Below are 17,964 nucleotides of genomic sequence, written 5' to 3'. Positions count from 1 at the left end.
TTGGGCCGTGCAGAACTTGCAGAAGATTCCTGGGGGTCGCCCCCAGACCCCTAAGAAGCTTCAGGCCCAACAAGGAGAGCAGGGAACCCAGATGGCGGAGCTCACGATCCGGCCGGAGGAGATCCGGGACGCACTGGAGAACTTTGTCCAGTCGTACCAGCCGGACGCGGCCTCGCGCGAGGAGGTCGGAACGGTCAGCGTTGCCGGCGACGGCATCGCGAAGGTGGAGGGCCTGCCCTCCGCCATGGCGAACGAACTGCTGAAGTTCGAGGACGGGACCCTCGGTCTCGCCCTGAACCTCGACGAGCGCGAGATCGGTGCGGTCGTCCTCGGCGAGTTCAGCGGTATCGAGGAGGGCCAGCCGGTGCAGCGCACCGGTGAGGTGCTCTCCGTCGGCGTCGGCGAGGGTTACCTCGGCCGCGTTGTCGACCCGCTCGGCAACCCGATCGACGGCCTCGGCGAGATCGCGACCGAGGGCCGCCGCGCCCTCGAGCTGCAGGCCCCCGGCGTCATGGTCCGCAAGTCGGTCCACGAGCCGATGCAGACCGGCTACAAGGCCATCGACGCGATGGTGCCGATCGGCCGTGGCCAGCGTCAGCTGGTCATCGGTGACCGTCAGACCGGCAAGACCGCTCTTGCCGTCGACACGATCATCAACCAGCGCGACAACTGGCGCTCGGGCGACGTGAACAAGCAGGTCCGCTGCATCTACGTCGCCATCGGCCAGAAGGGCTCGACCATCGCGTCCGTTCGCGGCGCCCTGGAAGAGGCCGGCGCGCTCGAGTACACGACGATCGTCGCCGCCCCGGCGTCCGACCCGGCCGGCTTCAAGTACCTGGCGCCGTACACCGGTTCCGCCATCGGCCAGCACTGGATGTACGCCGGCAAGCACGTCCTGATCATCTTCGACGACCTGTCGAAGCAGGCCGACGCCTACCGCGCCGTGTCGCTGCTGCTGCGCCGCCCGCCGGGCCGTGAGGCCTACCCGGGTGACGTCTTCTACTTGCACTCGCGTCTGCTCGAGCGCTGCGCGAAGCTCTCCGACGAGATGGGCGCCGGTTCGATGACCGGTCTGCCGATCGTCGAGACCAAGGCGAACGACGTGTCGGCGTTCATCCCGACCAACGTCATCTCCATCACCGACGGTCAGTGCTTCCTGGAGTCCGACCTGTTCAACGCGGGCCAGCGCCCGGCGCTGAACGTCGGTATCTCGGTCTCCCGCGTCGGTGGCAGCGCCCAGCACAAGGCCATGCGCCAGGTGTCCGGCCGTCTGCGTCTGGACCTCGCCCAGTACCGCGAGCTGGAGGCGTTCGCCGCCTTCGGTTCCGACCTGGACGCCGCCTCGAAGGCTTCGCTGGAGCGCGGCAAGCGCCTGGTCGAGCTGCTGAAGCAGGGCCAGTACCAGCCGATGCCCGTCGAGGAGCAGGTCGTCTCCGTCTGGGCCGGCACCACCGGCAAGATGGACGACGTCCCGGTCAACGACATCCGTCGCTTCGAGTCGGAGCTGCTGGAGCACCTGCGCCGCGAGCGCAAGGACCTCCTCACCTCCATCGCCGAGGGCGCCAAGATGTCGGACGACACCCTCACCTCGATCGGTGACGCCATCGCCAACTTCAAGCGGCAGTTCGAGACCTCGGACGGCCAGCTGCTGGGCGAGGACGCACCGGCCGTCAACGTCTCCAAGTGACGACGGAAGGGACCTGACTCATGGGAGCGCAGCTCCGGGTCTACAAGCGTCGCATCCGTGCCGTCACGGCGACCAAGAAGATCACCAAGGCGATGGAGATGATCGCCGCCTCGCGCATCGTCAAGGCGCAGCGCAAGGTGGCGGCATCGATGCCGTACGCCACCGAGCTCACCCGTGCGGTGACCGCGGTGGCGACCGGCTCGAACACCAAGCACGCCCTGACCACCGAGGTCGAGGCGCCGACCCGTGCCGCGATCGTGCTCATCACGAGCGACCGCGGTCTGGCCGGCGGCTACTCCTCGAACGCCCTCAAGCAGGCGGAGCGGCTCACCGAGCGGCTGCGCGGCGAGGGCAAGGAGGTCGACACCTACATCGTCGGCCGTAAGGGTGTGGCCTACTTCGGCTTCCGCGAGCGCAAGGTCGCGGAGTCGTGGACGGGCTTCACCGACAGCCCGGCCTACGCCGACGCCAAGCGCGTCGCGGCGCCGCTGATCGAGGCCATCCAGACGGAAACGGCCGAGGGCGGCGTCGACGAGCTGCACATCGTCTACACGGAATTCGTGTCGATGATGACGCAGAACGCGGTGGACGGCCGGATGCTGCCGCTCAGCCTCGACAAGGTTCAGGAAGAGGACGGTGCGAAGGGCGAGATCCTTCCGCTGTTCGACTTCGAGCCGTCGGCGGAGGACGTCCTCGACGCCCTGCTGCCGCGCTACGTCGAGAGCCGCATCTACAACGCACTGCTGCAGTCGGCCGCTTCCGAGCACGCCGCCCGCCGCCGCGCGATGAAGTCGGCGACCGACAACGCCGGGGATCTCATCAAGAGCCTCTCCCGGCTTGCCAACGCGGCCCGCCAGGCCGAAATCACCCAGGAAATCAGCGAGATCGTCGGTGGCGCCAGCGCCATGGCAGACGCGACCGCGGGGAGTGACAAGTAATGACGACCACTGTTGAGACGGCCGCCGCCACGGGCCGCGTCGCCCGGGTCATCGGCCCGGTCGTCGACGTGGAGTTCCCCGTCGACGCGATGCCCGAGATCTACAACGCCCTCAAGGTCCAGGTCGCCGACCCGGCCGAGGACGGCAAGCTCAAGACGCTGACCCTCGAGGTCGCCCAGCACCTGGGTGACGGCGTGGTCCGCACCATCTCGATGCAGCCCACCGACGGTCTGGTCCGCCAGGCCGCGGTGACCGACACGGGCGAGGGCATCACCGTCCCCGTCGGTGACTTCACCAAGGGCAAGGTGTTCAACACCCTGGGCGAGGTGCTGAACTACCCCGAGGCGAACGCCGAGGTCACCGAGCGCTGGCCGATCCACCGCAAGGCCCCGCGCTTCGACGAGCTCGAGTCGAAGACGGAGATGTTCGAGACCGGCGTCAAGGTCATCGACCTTCTCACCCCGTACGTCAAGGGTGGAAAGATCGGTCTGTTCGGTGGTGCCGGTGTCGGCAAGACCGTTCTGATCCAGGAAATGATCTACCGCGTCGCCAACAACCACGACGGTGTGTCGGTCTTCGCGGGCGTCGGTGAGCGTACCCGTGAGGGCAACGACCTCATCGAGGAAATGGCCGACTCCGGCGTCATCGACAAGACGGCGCTCGTCTTCGGCCAGATGGACGAGCCCCCGGGCACCCGTCTGCGCGTCGCGCTGGCCGGTCTGACCATGGCGGAGTACTTCCGCGATGTGCAGAAGCAGGACGTGCTCTTCTTCATCGACAACATCTTCCGTTACACCCAGGCCGGTTCGGAGGTGTCGACCCTTCTGGGCCGCATGCCGTCCGCCGTGGGTTACCAGCCGAACCTGGCTGACGAGATGGGTCTGCTGCAGGAGCGCATCACCTCGACCCGCGGTCACTCGATCACCTCGATGCAGGCGATCTACGTCCCCGCGGACGACCTGACCGACCCGGCTCCGGCCACCACCTTCGCCCACCTCGACGCGACGACGGTTCTTTCCCGTCCGATCTCCGAGAAGGGCATCTACCCGGCCGTGGACCCGCTGGACTCGACGTCCCGCATCCTCGACCCGCGGTACATCGCGGCGGACCACTACGCCACGGCGATGCGCGTCAAGGGGATCCTGCAGAAGTACAAGGACCTCCAGGACATCATCGCGATCCTCGGTATCGACGAGCTGGGCGAGGAGGACAAGCTCGTTGTCCACCGTGCCCGTCGTGTCGAGCGCTTCCTGTCGCAGAACACGCACGTCGCCAAGCAGTTCACCGGCGTCGACGGTTCGGACGTTCCGCTCGACGAGTCGATCACCGCGTTCAACGCGATCTGCGACGGTGACTACGACCACTTCCCCGAGCAGGCGTTCTTCCTGTGCGGTGGCATTGAGGACCTCAAGGCCAACGCCAAGGAGCTGGGCGTCTCCTGAAGCCGGGCTCCTCGTGAGCACAGCTGATTGACGGCAGGGGGGCGGGTGCGTCCCGTCCCCCTGCCCACGCCCATTAGAATTTGACCCAACACCCGGCTTTCCCGCCGGGTGGTGACCCGAGGAGCCACCTTGGCTGCTGAGCTGCACGTCGAGCTGGTCGCGGCGGACCGTAGTGTCTGGTCCGGCGAGGCCACCCTGGTTGTTGCCCGCACCACGTCCGGCGACATCGGCGTCATGCCCGGTCACCAGCCGCTTCTCGGTGTGCTGGAATCGGGCCCGGTGACCATCCGCACCAGTGACGGCAGCACTGTCGTCGCCGCGGTGCACGGCGGTTTCATCTCGTTCGCGGACAACAAGCTGTCCCTGCTGGCCGAGATCGCCGAGCTCGCCGACGAGATTGACGTCGAGCGTGCGGAGCGGGCACTGGAGCGCGCGAAGTCGGAGGCCGACAACGCCTCCGAGCGTCGCGCCGATGTCCGGCTGCGCGCGGTGACGGGGCGCTGACCCCGACACCACAGGAGTGTGATTCCTCAGCCGCGGCCCGTTCCGGAATTTTCCGGACCGGGTCGCGGCTGAGGCGATGCGGGTCCGTTTTTGGTTTTCCGAATTCGATGAGCGAGGAGGTCGGTGAAGATGCTCCTCGCTCTGCTTGTGAGCGGCCTGGTCGTAGCCCTGGTGGTGATCGGGCTGTTTGTGTTCGGGCTGCGCCGGCGGCTCATCCAGCGTTCCGGCGGCACCTTCGACTGCAGTGTGCGCTGGGGTGTCTCCGATGCCCCCGACGTCTCCGGCAAGGGCTGGGTGTACGGGGTCGCGCGCTACGGCGGTGACCGGATCGAGTGGTTCCGGGTGTTCTCGTACTCTCCCCGGCCGCGCCGCGTGCTGGAGCGCTCCGCGATCGAGGTGCTGTCCCGGCGCGCCCCGGAGGGCGAGGAGGAGCTGGCCCTGCTCTCCGACGCCATCGTGCTCGGCGCCCGCCACCGCGAGGACCGGCTGGAGCTGGCGATGAGCGAGGACGCGCTGACCGGATTCCTCGCCTGGCTGGAGGCCGCGCCTCCCGGCCAACGGGTAAATGTGGCCTGAACTCCTTGCCCGTTGAACGGGGGTACCCCCGGACGGAGTCTGGGGGAGGGTGAACGTCGCGTAGGAACGCCGTACGGCATGAAGAAGCCGGGTGACGGGGGGCGGACCCCGTCACCCGGCTTCGTACGTGGTGCGCCGGGCCGCTACCTCAGGCCGCTGTCGATCGCGGTGAGCAGCTCGCCGTTGCTGGTGTCTCCGCTGAACTCCCAGAAGAACGCGCCGCGCAGGCCCTGGTTCTTCACGTAGCCCATCTTTCCGGCAATGGTCGCCGGGGTGTCGTAGCTCCACCAGTTGCTTCCGCACTTGGCGTAGGCGGTGCCCGCGATGGTGCCGGTGGACGGGCAGCTGTTCTTGAGGATCTTGTAGTCCTCGATGCCCTGTTCGTACGTGCCCGGAGCCGGGCCGGTGGCGGCGCCGCCGGGGGCGTCCTGGGTGACCCCGGTCCAGCCGCGTCCGTAGAAGCCGATGCCGAGGTTGAGTTTGTTGGCCGGGATGCCCTTGGACTTGTACTTCTGGATCGCGGCGTCGCTGTTGAACCCGGCGATCGGGATGCCGTTGTAGGAGGTGAGCGGGGAGTGCGGGGCGGTCGGGCCCTTGGCGTCCCAGGCGCCGAAGAAGTCGTAGGTCATCACGTTGTACCAGTCGACGTACGCGGCGGCCGCGCCGTAGTCGGCGAGGTCCAGCTTGCCGCCCGCCGAGCCGTCGGCCGTGACGGCCGCGGTGACCAGGTTGTTCGCGCCGAACTTGGCGCGCAGTGCGGAGAGGACGTTCTTCAGGGCCGCGGCGCCGCTGGTGTCGCAGGACAGGCCGCAGGCGTTCGGGTACTCCCAGTCGATGTCGATGCCGTCGAAGACGTCCGCCCAGCGCGGGTCCTCGACCAGGCTGTAGCAGGAGTCGGCGAAGGCGGCCGGGTTGGCCGCGGCCTGGCCGAAGCCGCCGGACCAGGTCCAGCCGCCGAAGGACCAGAGGACCTTGATGTTCGGGTACTTCTTCTTCAGCTCGCGCAGCTGGTTGAAGTTACCGGCGACGGGCTGGTCCCAGGTGTCGGCGACGCCGGAGACGCTGCTCGCCGCGTCGTAGGTCTTCTGGTAGTCGGCGTAGGCGTCACCGATCTGGCACTTGCCGCCGGTGACGTTGCCGAAGGCGTAGTTGATGTGGGTGAGCTTGCTCGCCGAACCGGACGTGACGATGTTCTTCACGTGGTAGTTGCGCTGGTAGACGCCCCAGTTGGTGAAGTAGCCGAGCTGCACCTTGGAGCCGGGGCCGGGGCCGGGCCCGGGGCCCGGGTCGCCGCCCGTGGTGGTGACCGTCACGGTGCCCGAGGAGGGCCCGGTCTGGTCGATGGTGTCGCGGGCGGTGACGCTGTAGCCGTACGTCGTGCCCTTGGTCAGGCCCGTGTCGGTGTAGCTCGTGCCCGTCACGGTCGCGATCTTGGCGGAGCCGCGGTAGACGTCGTAGTTCTTGACGCCCTTGTCGTCGGTGGCCGGGGTCCAGCTCAGGCTCACCGAGGTGTCGCCCACCGGGCCGGCCGTGGGGGTGCCGGGAGCGGTGGGGGGAGCGTCGGCCGGGGGCGTGGTGCCGCCGTCGCAGGAGCCGCCGTTGACCTTGCAGCCGCTGGGGGCGCCCGCGCCCGCGCCGTTGAAGCCGAAGCTGATGCTGGCGCCGGGGGAGAGGGTGCCGTTCCAGCCGACGTTCTTGCCGGTCCAGTGGGTGCCGGAGCTGGTGACGGTGGCGTCCCAGGCCGAGGTGACCGAGGTGCCGGCCGGGTAGTCCCACTCGACGGTCCAGCTGCTGAGCGTGGTGGTGCCGGTGTTCTTCACCGTCCACTTGCCCTCGAAGCCGGAGCCCCAGTCGGAGACCTTGGTGTAGGTCGCCGTCGCGGCGGTGGCGGCCTGGGCGGTGCTCGCGAGGCCGACCAGCCCGGCGAGGGGAAGGGCGAAGGCGGCCACGGTCGCGGCGAGTCTGCGCAGCAGCCGGTGCGGACGCCGTTGCCGGGGTGGGGGTGCGGGACGTGACGCGTGTGCTGTGCTCAAGGGTGCTCCTCCGAAGGTCCGCCGGAGCCGCTGGCGTCGACTCCCGGCATGGGGGTGGGACCTGCGCCGCCCGTGAGCACGCTTTGTCATGCACGCTCACCACAGTGTTGCGGTGAGATTAGAAAGGTCTGGACCAACCGTCAAGAGGTCCAGACCTCCACTCCAGCCACGCACAAGAAGTCAGTGCGCGATGCCCAACTCCTGTGCCAATACGGCCGCTTGGACCCGGCTGCGCAGCTCCAGCTTCCCCAGCAGCCTGCTGACATGGGTCTTCACCGTCGCCTCGGCCATCTCCAGCCGGACCGCGATCTCCGCGTTGGACAGGCCCCCGCCCAGGCAGCCGAGCACCTCCCGCTCGCGCCGGGTCAGCGACTCCACGGCCGCGGCCGCCTCGGGCGGCAGGGCGGAGCGGGCCGCCGTCGGAGCCGCGAACTCCGCGATCAGCCGCCGGGTCACCGCGGGGGAGATCAGCCCCTCCCCGCGCGCGACCGTGCGGACCGCCTGGATCAGCTCCCCGGCCTCCGCGTTCTTCAGCAGGAACCCCGACGCGCCCGCGCGCAGCGCCCCGAAGACGTACTCGTCCAGGTCGAAGGTGGTCAGCACCAGGACGTCCGCCAGCCGCTCGGCCACCACCCGGCGGGTCGCCGAGACCCCGTCCAGCCGGGGCATCTGTACGTCCATCAGCACCACGTCCGGCCGCAGCTCCCGGGCCAGGCGGACCGCCTCCAGCCCGTCCGCCGCCTCGCCCACCACCTCGATGTCACCGGCGCTGCGCAGGATCAGCACCAGCCCGGACCGCACCGCGCCCTGGTCCTCGGCCACCACCACCCGGATGGGTCGTGCCGTCATGTCCGCGCCGCCTTCTCCTCGGCGGGCAGGACCGCCCGCACCCGCCACATCGTCCCGTCCGTCACACCGACACCGTCCGTCGCATCCGTCCTGCCCATCCGGTCCGTCCCGCCCACCCTGTCCGTCCTGCCCATCCGGTCCGTCCCGCCCACCCTGTCCGTCCCCTCCATACCGTCCGTCCCCTCCGTACCCGCGTGAAAGCTGCCGCCCAGCAGCTCCGCCCGCTCGCGCATCCCCACCAGCCCGGCCCCGGACCCGGGTGCGCGCGGTCCGGCCGTCCCGCCCCCGTGCGGAGAGTCCACGCCGATGCTCAGCAGGCCGGCCGAGCGGGTCACCCGGACCGTGACCGTGCCGGGGGAGGCGTGCTTGACCGCGTTCGTCAGGGATTCCTGAACGATCCGGTACGCCGCCAGCTCCACCGGTGCGGGCAGCGGCTCGCCCCGCTCCCCGGCGGGCGCCCGGTCGTCGTACAGGACGAAGTCCAGTCCGCTCGCGGAGCCGTTCGTACGGGCCTGCTCGATCAGCGCCTCCAGGCCGTCCAGTGAGGGCACCGCGACGGCCTCCCGCTCGGCCCCCGCCTCGCGCAGCAGTCCGATCAGCCGACGCATTTCGGCCAGCCCCTGGACGCTGTTCTCGCGGATCACCCCGAGGGCCTCGCGGCTGGTGGCGGGGGAGTCGATGGAGAGCGCGGCGGTCGAGTGGATGGCGATCGCCGACAGGTGGTTGGCGACCATGTCGTGCAGCTCGCGGGCCATCCGCGCGCGCTCGGCGACCACCGCCTGGCTACGGTCCATCTCGGCCAGCAGCGCGGTCTGCTCCGCCCGCAGCCGCGCGGCCACCGCGGCCTCGCGGTGATTGCGCAGGGTGGCCCCGGTGAGCGCGGGCGCGAAGCAGACGAGGCCGGTGACCGCGCCGATGAGCAGGGACTGCGGGGTGCGCAGCCAGGCCACGGCGGCGATGGTGGCGACGACGGTGATCAGGCCGGTGGTGACCGGAAGCCGCCGGGCCATGGCGGGCTTGCCGTAGACCACGGCGGCGTACATCAGGTCCGTGAAGATCACCACGGTGGCCAGGCTGCCCACCGTGAACTGGTCGGCGATGATCCCGAGGGTGCCGATGGCGAGGGTCACGCGGGGCGCGGAGCGGCGCAGCAGTTCCATCGCGCCGAGGCACACCAGCGGGACCAGGGCGGCCCAGTCGGGCAGCAGGTGCCGGGTCTGGTTGCTGTGCACACCGAGGGCCCACAGCAGCACGCCCACGGACACGCTGATCACGGCGAGCAGCACGTCGTCGCGGTGCGGGCGGGGGATCGTCGGGGTCACGGGTCCATCCAACAGGGTGGCGGGGCCCGGGGCCTCGGCCGGGCGCCGGATGCCGACTACATCGAAGGATGCAGTCGCGGTTCGTCACCGCCGACGACGCGCCGGCCTGCGGCGGCCGGGAGGCTGGAAGGCAGGACGAGGCAAGAACCGAGGGACGAGGAGACTCCCGTGCTGGTCGCACTGATCATCGCCTGCGAGGTCGGCTTCTGGGTGCTGCTGGCCGCCGGACTGGCCCTGCGCTACCTGGCCCGGAAGCCCCGGCTCGGCGCGGCCGTGCTGCTCTGCGAGCCGCTGCTGGAACTGGTCCTGCTGGTCGCGACCGTCCTGGACCTCAAGAACGGCGCCGAGCCCACCTGGACCCACGGCCTGGCCGCCCTCTACATCGGGTACACCGTCGGATTCGGCCACTACACGGTGAAGTGGCTCGACGGCCACGCCGCCCACCGCTTCGGCGGCGGCCCCAAGCCGCCCGGCGCCCTTCACGGCAAGGCCCGCGCGCTGCACGAGTGGAAGCTGTGGCTGCGCACGCTCGTCGCGGCGGCCGTCGCCCTCGGGCTGCTCCAGCTCGCGGTCTGGTACGTCGGCGACGCGGCGGCGGCCGAGCCGCTGCGCGGCTGGCAGGCCGTCGCCCTGCGGGTGACCGGGATCCACGGGATCATCGCCGCGACGTACACGCTCTGGCCCCGCAAGGCCCCGGCCGCCGAGGCGGCACCGGCCCCGCGGGAACGTACCGGCAGCTGGTTCTAGGACGCCCCTTCCCGATGCTGCCTAGCGCTCGCCGCCCGGCACCCACAGCACGTCCCCGACCTCCTTGTTGGCCGTCCGTGCCAGGATGAACAGCAGGTCGGAGAGCCGGTTCAGGTAGGTGGCGGTGAGCGGGTTCATCGAGTCGCCGTGCACCTCCAGGGCCGCCCAGGTGGAGCGCTCGGCGCGCCGGACCACCGTGCACGCCTGGTGCAGCAGGGCCGCGCCGGGGGTGCCGCCGGGCAGGATGAAGCTGCGCAGCTTCTCCAGCTCCTCGTTGAAGGTGTCGCAGTCCGCCTCCAGCTTGTCGACGTAGAACTGCTCCACCCGCAGCGGCGGGTACTCCGGCTCCGCCACCACCGGCGTGCACAGGTCCGCGCCCACGTCGAACAGGTCGTTCTGCACCCGGACCAGCACCTTCACGACGTCCTCGGCGAGCGCCCCGAGCGCGATCGCCGCCCCGATGGCCGCGTTGGCCTCGTTGGCGTCGGCGTACGCGGAAATCCGCAGGTCGGTCTTGGCGGTACGGCTCATGTCGCCGAGGGCGGTCGTGCCCTTGTCGCCGGTACGGGTGTAGATGCGCGTGAGGTTCACCATGCGGTCAGCCTAGTTCGGGTCAACTGCGCGGCCCCGCCGGAGTGCTGAGCCGTCCCGGTGTGATGTCCGTCATCTGAGACGTGACGCGTGTTACTTCCCGGTCATCGGACCCGTCCCGGACGCTACTCTCCGCCGAAGAGGCTACGAGACCGGGCCGTGACTGGGCCGTATGGAAGAACGTGGGGTGTGAAGTGGCTGGGAAGCTCGCCGTCATCGGTGCCGGACTCATGGGTTCGGGGATCGCGCAGGTCTCCGCACAGGCGGGCTGGGACGTCGTCCTGCGCGACGTCACGGACGCCGCGCTGACCCGCGGTACCGACGGGATCAAGGCCTCGTACGACCGGTTCGTCGCCAAGGGCAGGATGAGCGCCGAGGACGCCGAGGCGGCGCTGGGCCGGATCCGCACGAGCACCGACCTGGACGCGGTCGCCGACGCCGACATCGTCGTCGAGGCGGTCTTCGAGAAGCTCGAGGTCAAGCACGAGATCTTCCGCGCGCTCGACAAGCTCGTGCGCGAGGACGCGATCCTGGCCTCCAACACCTCCGCCATTCCGATCACGAAGATCGCGGCCGTGACGGAGCGTCCGGAGCGGGTCGTCGGCGCGCACTTCTTCTCGCCCGTCCCGATGATGCAGCTGTGCGAGCTGGTGCGCGGCTACAAGACGAGCGACGAGACCCTCGCCACGACCCGCGCGTTCGCCGAGTCCGTCGGCAAGACCTGCATCGTCGTCAACCGCGACGTCGCCGGATTCGTGACGACCCGTCTGATCTCGGCGCTCGTCGTCGAGGCCGCGAAGCTGTACGAATCGGGCGTGGCCTCCGCCGAGGACATCGACATCGCCTGCAAGCTGGGCTTCGGGCACGCCATGGGGCCGCTGGCCACGGCCGACCTGACGGGTGTGGACATCCTGCTCCACGCCACCAGCAACATCTACACCGAGTCGCAGGACGAGAAGTTCGCGCCGCCGGAGCTGATGCGCCGGATGGTGGACGCGGGTGACATCGGCCGCAAGAGCGGGCAGGGCTTCTACAAGCACTGAGCGCACAGCACGGGCGACACCGTTCGAATGCCCTCACCCGTCGGGGTGAATTAGGTATCGGTTCGCTCACGGTCGGCAACTTCCCTGCCCGTACGGCAGTCAGTTGCAGTGAGAGTTGCCGACCACGGCCCCATCGGACCAGACGAACGCCGCACTGCCGGGAGCACACATGCACATCAGGGGCGACCACGCCGAACTCGCAGTCGGGGGCCGCCTCGACGTGCGCAGCGCGGCGGACGCCCGTACGGCCTTCCACTCCGCCCTGGACGACGGCGTCGGGGACCTCGTGCTCGATCTGACCGGTCTCGACTCGTGGGACGCGACCGGGCTCGGCGTGATCATGGGCGCGCACCGGCGGGCCGGGCGGACCGGGCGGCGGCTGGTGCTGCGGGGGGTGCCGCCGCAGATGCAGAGGCTGCTCGTGGCGACCCGGCTGCATCGGATCCTCGCGATCGAGGGCGGGCTGGAAGCGGAATCGCTTCCTCGGGTGTGACGTGGGGTCCCGTGGGGGCGGGGTGTGTGCGGGCCGGTGGGGGTGCGGGCGGTCGGAACATGCGGCAGGGGTGACCCGCTCGGCCTGCGGGGACACTCCCGCGGGTCCCCGTCCCACCCGGAACCCGCGGGGTGCGGCCGGGGTGGACGAGGGGGACTCCGTGGGGCGAAACGTAACGGTCCGGGCGGGATGGCACCCCTGAGGTTTCGGGACGGCCGGACACGGTCTAGGGTTCGGGCGAAACCGGACCAGTAGCGGCAGCGGCGTGTGCGAAGGCCGGGCGGGACGACGGCGCACGACGCGATCGGGGGACTTGGTCATGGACCGTATGCAGGGGCAGTCCGTTGTGGATGAGGGTGTGCCCGATACCTCTTCGCCGGTGGTCGGGCCCGCTCGGGTCGTCCGGCTTGCCGTCGGTGACTATCTTCTGACGGTCAATCCCGTCGACGGGAGCGAGATCGAGGCTCGGCGTCCGGGTGATGCGGAGGGCGAGGGTCCGCAGCGTCGTGACAAGGCCTCACGGGACGCCCTGGACGCCGCCGGGCGGCCTCCGGCGCCTCCGGGCGCCCCATTGGCCGTCCTGCCGCTGCTGGAGCGCGAGGAGGAGCGCGAGCGTCTCGCCCGGTTGCTCGGACGAGGGCGTTCCGTACGGCTCACCGGCCCCTCCGGGTCGGGCCGTACCGTCCTGCTCGACGCCGTGGCCGAGGACTGCGCGGACCTGGCGCCCGACGGTGTCGTCCGGCTCTCCGGGCACCGGCAGACCCCCACCGAGCTGCTGTACGCGCTGTATTCCGTGGTCTACGCGCCCTCGGAGCGGTTCCCCGAGCGCCCCGCCCGCGCCGAACTGCTCCAGCTGGTCGGCCAGATCGGCGCCGTCGTCCTCCTCGACGACCTCGACTTCGGCGGCGCCGCGCTGGAGGAGCTGCTGCGCGCCACCCCCGAATGCGCCTGGCTGCTGGCCGCGACCCCGGACACTCCCGCCCCCTCGGACCGCTCGCACCTGGAGGAGATCTTCCTCGGCGGGCTGGGCCGGGCCGCGTGCACGGAACTCCTGGAGATCGCCGTCGGCCGGCCGCTCACCGAGCTGGAGTCCGCCTGGGCGGGGGACCTGCGCTTCGCCTCCGAGGGGCTCGCGCTGCGCTTCGTACAGGCGGGCGGGCTGCTGCGCCGGCGCGACGAGCTGAACGCCGAGGACGCCGACGGCGAGGAGCCCGGCGTCTTCGAGGAGCGGTCCCGGGACGCCGCGCAGGTCCCGCTGCCGACGCTCGCCGAGGGCGCCGCCCCGGCCGAGCTGCTGGCCTCGCGGGTCAGCGAGTCGGCGCGGGCCGCGCTGCGGTTCGCGTGCGCCCTCGACGGCGAGATGCCGCACCCCGCGCACCTGCCCGCACTGGTGGGGGACACCCACGCGGACGCGGCGGTCGCGGAGCTGCTGGCCTGCGGGCTGCTGACGGCCGCGGGGAGCCGCTACCGGCTGGCCGCCGGAGTGGCCCGCCAGCTCGCCGAATCCGGCTTCGGCGCCTCCGGCGAGGCGCTGACCGCGGCCCGGCACTACGCCTGGTGGACCGGCCATGCGTCGGTGACCCCCGAGCGCGTGGCGGCCGAGGGGGACGCGGTGCTCGCGGCCCTCGCGGGCGCCGACGTGGTGGCCGCCGTCCTGCTCGCCCGCACCGCCGCGCCCGCCTTCGCCGCCTCCTTGCACTGGGGCGCCTGGGAACGGGTGCTACGGGCCGGGGCCGAGGCCGCCCGGACGGCGGGGGAGGTCGCGGAACAGGCGTACTTCCACCACGAACTCGGCGTCCTCGCGCTGTGCGGCGGCCGACTGGACCGGGCCCGCGCCGAACTGGAGACCTCCAACGGGCTGCGGGGCGCCCTCGCCGACAAGCGCGGCACGGTCGCGGGCCGCAGGGCCCTGGCCCTGGTCACGGACCGGGAGGCGGCGGGCCCGGCCCTCTCGCCCCCGCTGCGGCTGGAAGCCCCCGCTCCGGTGGGGGCGGAGGCGCCGACCCAGGCCTTCCCCCTCGTGCGCGTCGAGCCGGTGCCCGTGGTGCCCCCGGCGGCGGCCTTCGAGGAGACCTTCCCGCTGGACGCGAAGCCCGCGCCCGCGCCCGTGACCGTACGCGTGCCGATGACGCGGCCCACGGCGGCCGCGGTCCCGCAGTGGCACCGCCGGCCCGCGGCCCTGGCGGCGGGCGGCGTCCTCGCGGTGCTGGCCCTCGGTACGGCGGTGAGCTTCGCGATCAGCTCGAGCGACACGGCGGCCCCGGAGCACCGGGGCACCTCGCCGAACCCGTCGTCCTCCGCGCCGGACACCAGCGGGAACGATCCTGCACCCGCCCCCGCGTCCCCGGGCACCGCCACCGGCACCGACGCGCCCCCGTCCGGCAGCGCCTCCGCGCCCGCGTCCCCGGGTGCCTCGGGACCGGCCCCCTCCGGCCCGGCCCCGGGCTCGGCGTCGGCCCCGGCCCCCGGGACCGGGCCTTCCCGCCGCCCGGTCTCCAAGCCGCCGACGACTCCGGGCTCACCCTCGGCGTCCTCCCCCGCCCCCGGCACGTCGCCCCCGGCCTCGCCGCCGGCCTCCCCCTCGCCCTCGAACGCCGCGACCACCCCGCCGCCCACCACGACCCAGCTCTCCCCGCCCGCCGCCACGCCCTGAGTCCGCGCCGGGACGCGCGAACGCCCCCTTCCGCCATCGGCGGGAGGGGGCGTTCGGGTGAAGGCCGGGTGTCGTCAGAAGAGGCGCAGCTTGTCGTCCTCGATGCCGCGCATCGCGTTGTAGTCGAGGATCAGGCACTCCATGCCGCGGTCCGTCGCCAGCACGCGCGCCTGGGGCTTGATCTCCTGGGCCGCGTAGACACCGCGGACCGGCGCGAGGTGCGGGTCGCGGTTCAGCAGCTCCAGGTAGCGGGTGAGCTGTTCCACGCCGTCGATCTCGCCGCGCCGCTTGATCTCCACGGCGACCGTCGCGCCCGAGGCGTCGCGGCACAGGATGTCCACCGGGCCGATCGCCGTCATGTACTCGCGGCGGATCAGCGTGAAGCCCTCGCCGAGGGTCTCGATCCGGTCGGCGAGGAGCTCCTGGAGGTGGGCCTCCACGCCGTCCTTGATCAGGCCGGGGTCGACGCCCAGCTCGTGGGAGGAGTCGTGGATGACTTCCTCCATCGTGATGATGAGCTTCTCGCCCGCCTTGTTGACGACGGTCCAGACGCCCGCCTCGTCCCCGCTCCCCTCCTTGAGGGTGCAGGGCGGGGACATCCAGTTGAGCGGTTTGTACGCCCGGTCGTCCGCGTGGATCGAGACACTGCCGTCGGCCTTCACGAGGATCAGACGGGGTGCCGAGGGCAGATGGGCGGTGAGCCGGCCCGCGTAATCGACGGAGCAGCGGGCAATGACGAGACGCATGGTCGGCAACGCTACTCGACCGACCCGCCTCCACGCGATTCGCCCCCGAAAGCCCCGTTCGTGGATGGCGCGTTGTATGCGCATTCTCCTGGTGCGGTACCCCCCGGGCGCCTACCGTGGTGAGCGGGAGGTCGTCGTGCGTGCACGCTGCGTCGCGGTTTCCCTTCCCTGCCCGTAAGACTCCGGTCACCAAACGGCCGGGGTCGCGAGAGGAGAACCCATGTCGCTCGACGTCTCACCGGCCCTACTTGAACAGGCCGAGCGAGGCGAGGTCGACGAAGCCGCCTTCGTCGACTGCGTCCGGACCTCCCTGCCTTTCGCGTGGGAGATGATCAGTTCGTTGGTGGCCCAACTCAAGGTTGACGGCGGCGAGTTCGCCGACAACCAGACACCGCCGCCGAACGAGCAGGCGCGTGGCCAGCTGCTGCGCGCGCTCGCGAGTGATGCGATACGCGGTGCGCTGCAGCGGCACTTCGGGGTGCGTCTGGCATTCCAGAACTGCCACCGTGTGGCGGTGTTCCCGCTGGATGCCTCGGTGGACGACCGGCTGGCCAAGTTCACGTCCATCAGGGGTCAGCTGCTCAACCAGTCGCCGGAACTGCGGGACTGTTAGTGACTTAGTACTTTGCTGCCGCTCCGTATCGTGGGAGGTGCGACTGATACCGGAGCGGCAGCCACAGTCCCGGCGCCGGGGGAGGGGGAGGGCGCGGGCTCAGCCGAGCAGCGGCAGGACCTCGACGCCCAGGCGCCGTACGTTCTCCTCGGTGCCCGCGAGGTCACCGGAGCCCTCGGTCAGCAGCGCGAAGCGGGTGATCCCGGTGCGCGCGGAGGTGGCCGCCAGCCGGTCCGCCGCCAGCTCGGGGGTGCCCACGGGGTGCAGCTCGCACAGCAGCTCCGTGTACGCGACGGGATCGCGCATCGCGCGGACCCGGCCGTCCACCGTCACATGTGCGTCCAGCCCCTGTTTCAGCCACCCCGGCATCGCCTTGAGCAGGGTCTCCCGCGCGTCCGCCGTGCGGTCCGCCAGCTGGCAGACCCCGGCCGACACGTGCTCCGCGGTCAGGACCCGCTCCCGCGGGTGCCCGGCGGCCAGCGCCGCCTCCCGCCACAGCGCGACCATCCCCGCCTTGTCCTCGTCCCCGCAGTGCATGCCGAGCAGCATCGGCAGCAGCCGCTCCGCGGCGAGGCGGACCGACGCGGGAGAGGTGCACGCGACGATCACTTCCGGTCCCTTTCCGTCCTCGTCCAGGGACTCCGACGGGCGCGGTACGACGGCCACCTCGCGGAAGCCGTACCGCTCCCCGGGGCCCGCCGGGACCCCCACGCGCGGCTCGGTCAGCCACCGCCGCAGCAGGTCCAGGGCCGCCGGGAAGCCGTGCTCGTACGCCTCGAGGCCGCCGCCGAACACCTCCAGGTCCACCCAGGGCCCACCCCGGCCCACCCCCAGGGTGAACCTGCCGCCCGAGGTGAGGTGCAGCAGGGCGGCCTGCTCCCCGAGGGCGACCGGATGCGCGTTCGGCAGCACGCTCACCGCCGTCCCCACCCGCAGTCGCCGGGTCCGCCCCAGCAGCAGGGCCGCCAGGGTCACCGCCGAGGGGCACACCCCGTACGGGACGAAGTGGTGCTCGGCCACCCAGACCGAGTCCAGTCCGGCCTCCTCGGCCACTTCGGCGGTCCGCACCGCCCTGTGGAGGGCCTCTCCCGGCCCCTGGCCGGGGAACTGGGCCCCCAGTACAAACGCTCCTACGCGCATCGCCTTCTCCTCCTCGCGGCTGACGCGGCCTCCCCAGGTGGACCGGTTTCGTGAGACACCGTCTGCTGGCAACAACGTCTGACACGTGCCAAAGGCACGGCCTGACAGGAAAGTTATTGGGATTGTCGGGGAATCGTCTTCGGCCACCCTGCGGGTACCCGGGCTCGCTGCGCGTAGTCTGGAGAAAAGTCCTGCCCGTTCGCTGATCCGTGAGGTATACGTGTCACCGCGCCACAACCGCCCCCGAGGCGGCGAGAACCCAGCCGATCGACCGGACGCGGACCCGGGCCGCGGCCCGGGGCTGGAGCGGTACGGCCTGGAGCGCACGGAGGAGTACCAGGGCGAGGAGTGGAAGGTCCGGCACGTCGCGGGCGCGAGCGCCGCGGGCAAGCGCTACCGCTGCCCCGGCTGCGACCAGGAGATCCCCTCCGGCACCCCGCACCTGGTGGCCTGGCCCGAGTACGGCGGCGTGGACGACCGCAGGCACTGGCACAAGGCCTGCTGGAACGCGAAGGACCGCCGCACCTCGCGGGTGCAGCGGTCCCGTAACGCTCCCAAGTACTGACCGGCGGGCGTACCGGCGGCCA

The 17,964-nt window shown here is 71.2% G+C and carries 17 protein-coding genes; 11 read left to right on the top strand and 6 right to left on the bottom strand.

Features of this window, described 5'->3' with window-relative positions:
* Positions 1 to 91 precede the first annotated feature (91 nt).
* From atpA to ABT084_RS01715, 5 genes are all read left to right on the top strand, one after another.
* Positions 92 to 1,687, top strand: coding sequence for a F0F1 ATP synthase subunit alpha (gene atpA / locus ABT084_RS01735; RefSeq protein WP_351037655.1), 1,596 nt, complete (start codon positions 92 to 94; stop codon positions 1,685 to 1,687).
* Positions 1,688 to 1,707: 20 nt separating this feature from the next.
* Positions 1,708 to 2,625: a F0F1 ATP synthase subunit gamma gene (locus tag ABT084_RS01730; RefSeq protein WP_351037654.1), complete on the top strand. Its 918-nt coding sequence runs from the start codon at positions 1,708 to 1,710 to the stop codon at positions 2,623 to 2,625.
* Positions 2,625 to 4,067 (top strand): F0F1 ATP synthase subunit beta, encoded by a 1,443-nt coding sequence (gene atpD / locus ABT084_RS01725; protein WP_351037653.1) that lies wholly within the window; start codon positions 2,625 to 2,627, stop codon positions 4,065 to 4,067. The genes ABT084_RS01730 and atpD overlap by 1 nt, the downstream gene beginning before the upstream one ends.
* 129 nt (positions 4,068 to 4,196) lie before the next feature.
* Positions 4,197 to 4,571 carry a F0F1 ATP synthase subunit epsilon gene (locus tag ABT084_RS01720; RefSeq protein ID WP_351037652.1) on the top strand — a complete coding sequence of 125 codons (375 nt, stop codon included), beginning with the start codon at positions 4,197 to 4,199 and terminating at the stop codon, positions 4,569 to 4,571.
* A gap of 129 nt (positions 4,572 to 4,700) precedes the next feature.
* Complete coding sequence (locus tag ABT084_RS01715) at positions 4,701 to 5,147, top strand: DUF2550 domain-containing protein (RefSeq protein WP_351037651.1); 447 nt, start codon at positions 4,701 to 4,703, stop codon at positions 5,145 to 5,147.
* A 143-nt stretch (positions 5,148 to 5,290) separates the two neighbouring features.
* Here the strand turns inward: ABT084_RS01715 and ABT084_RS01710 are convergent, their stop codons facing one another.
* From ABT084_RS01710 to ABT084_RS01700, 3 genes are all read right to left on the bottom strand, one after another.
* Positions 5,291 to 7,270, bottom strand: a complete 1,980-nt coding sequence (locus ABT084_RS01710; RefSeq protein WP_502968808.1) for a glycosyl hydrolase family 18 protein — start codon at positions 7,268 to 7,270, stop codon at positions 5,291 to 5,293.
* Positions 7,271 to 7,360: 90 nt separating this feature from the next.
* A complete protein-coding gene (locus ABT084_RS01705; protein ID WP_351037650.1) occupies positions 7,361 to 8,029 on the bottom strand; it encodes a response regulator in 669 nt (222 codons plus the stop codon).
* Positions 8,026 to 9,351: a sensor histidine kinase gene (locus tag ABT084_RS01700; RefSeq protein WP_351037649.1), complete on the bottom strand. Its 1,326-nt coding sequence runs from the start codon at positions 9,349 to 9,351 to the stop codon at positions 8,026 to 8,028. Before ABT084_RS01700 ends, ABT084_RS01705 begins: the two co-directional genes overlap by 4 nt.
* A gap of 168 nt (positions 9,352 to 9,519) precedes the next feature.
* Here ABT084_RS01700 and ABT084_RS01695 point away from each other — a divergent pair, with 168 nt between their 5' ends.
* Positions 9,520 to 10,098 (top strand): hypothetical protein, encoded by a 579-nt coding sequence (locus tag ABT084_RS01695; protein ID WP_351037648.1) that lies wholly within the window; start codon positions 9,520 to 9,522, stop codon positions 10,096 to 10,098.
* Positions 10,099 to 10,119: 21 nt separating this feature from the next.
* Here ABT084_RS01695 and ABT084_RS01690 read toward each other — a convergent pair whose 3' ends face one another.
* Positions 10,120 to 10,692: a cob(I)yrinic acid a,c-diamide adenosyltransferase gene (locus tag ABT084_RS01690; protein ID WP_351037647.1), complete on the bottom strand. Its 573-nt coding sequence runs from the start codon at positions 10,690 to 10,692 to the stop codon at positions 10,120 to 10,122.
* Between the two features lie 191 nt (positions 10,693 to 10,883).
* Here ABT084_RS01690 and ABT084_RS01685 point away from each other — a divergent pair, with 191 nt between their 5' ends.
* The 3 genes from ABT084_RS01685 (at position 10,884) to ABT084_RS01675 (ending at position 14,878) form a co-directional block, all read left to right on the top strand.
* Complete coding sequence (locus ABT084_RS01685) at positions 10,884 to 11,732, top strand: 3-hydroxyacyl-CoA dehydrogenase family protein (protein WP_351037646.1); 849 nt, start codon at positions 10,884 to 10,886, stop codon at positions 11,730 to 11,732.
* A 169-nt stretch (positions 11,733 to 11,901) separates the two neighbouring features.
* The gene (locus ABT084_RS01680) at positions 11,902 to 12,225 is read left to right on the top strand and encodes an STAS domain-containing protein (protein WP_351037645.1); all 324 of its coding nucleotides are present in this window, start codon (positions 11,902 to 11,904) and stop codon (positions 12,223 to 12,225) included.
* Between the two features lie 328 nt (positions 12,226 to 12,553).
* On the top strand, positions 12,554 to 14,878 hold the full coding sequence (locus tag ABT084_RS01675; protein ID WP_502968814.1) for a P-loop NTPase family protein: 2,325 nt from the start codon (positions 12,554 to 12,556) through the stop codon (positions 14,876 to 14,878).
* A 74-nt stretch (positions 14,879 to 14,952) separates the two neighbouring features.
* Here the strand turns inward: ABT084_RS01675 and nucS are convergent, their stop codons facing one another.
* Positions 14,953 to 15,624, bottom strand: a complete 672-nt coding sequence (gene nucS / locus ABT084_RS01670; RefSeq protein ID WP_351037643.1) for an endonuclease NucS — start codon at positions 15,622 to 15,624, stop codon at positions 14,953 to 14,955.
* Positions 15,625 to 15,844: 220 nt separating this feature from the next.
* Here nucS and ABT084_RS01665 point away from each other — a divergent pair, with 220 nt between their 5' ends.
* Positions 15,845 to 16,237, top strand: coding sequence for an SCO5389 family protein (locus ABT084_RS01665; RefSeq protein WP_351037642.1), 393 nt, complete (start codon positions 15,845 to 15,847; stop codon positions 16,235 to 16,237).
* Between the two features lie 99 nt (positions 16,238 to 16,336).
* On the opposite strand, the gene ABT084_RS01660 is transcribed toward ABT084_RS01665, so the two are convergent.
* Positions 16,337 to 17,377 carry an LLM class flavin-dependent oxidoreductase gene (locus ABT084_RS01660; protein ID WP_351037641.1) on the bottom strand — a complete coding sequence of 347 codons (1,041 nt, stop codon included), beginning with the start codon at positions 17,375 to 17,377 and terminating at the stop codon, positions 16,337 to 16,339.
* Positions 17,378 to 17,597: 220 nt separating this feature from the next.
* On the opposite strand from ABT084_RS01660, the gene ABT084_RS01655 reads away from it, so the two are divergent.
* Positions 17,598 to 17,942, top strand: coding sequence for an Rv1322 family protein (locus ABT084_RS01655; protein ID WP_351037640.1), 345 nt, complete (start codon positions 17,598 to 17,600; stop codon positions 17,940 to 17,942).
* Positions 17,943 to 17,964 lie beyond the last annotated feature (22 nt).

This window comes from Streptomyces sp. NPDC002138, from assembly GCF_040296485.1.
GTDB lineage: Bacteria > Actinomycetota > Actinomycetes > Streptomycetales > Streptomycetaceae > Streptomyces.
This window is presented reverse-complemented; position numbering and strand designations above follow the sequence as displayed.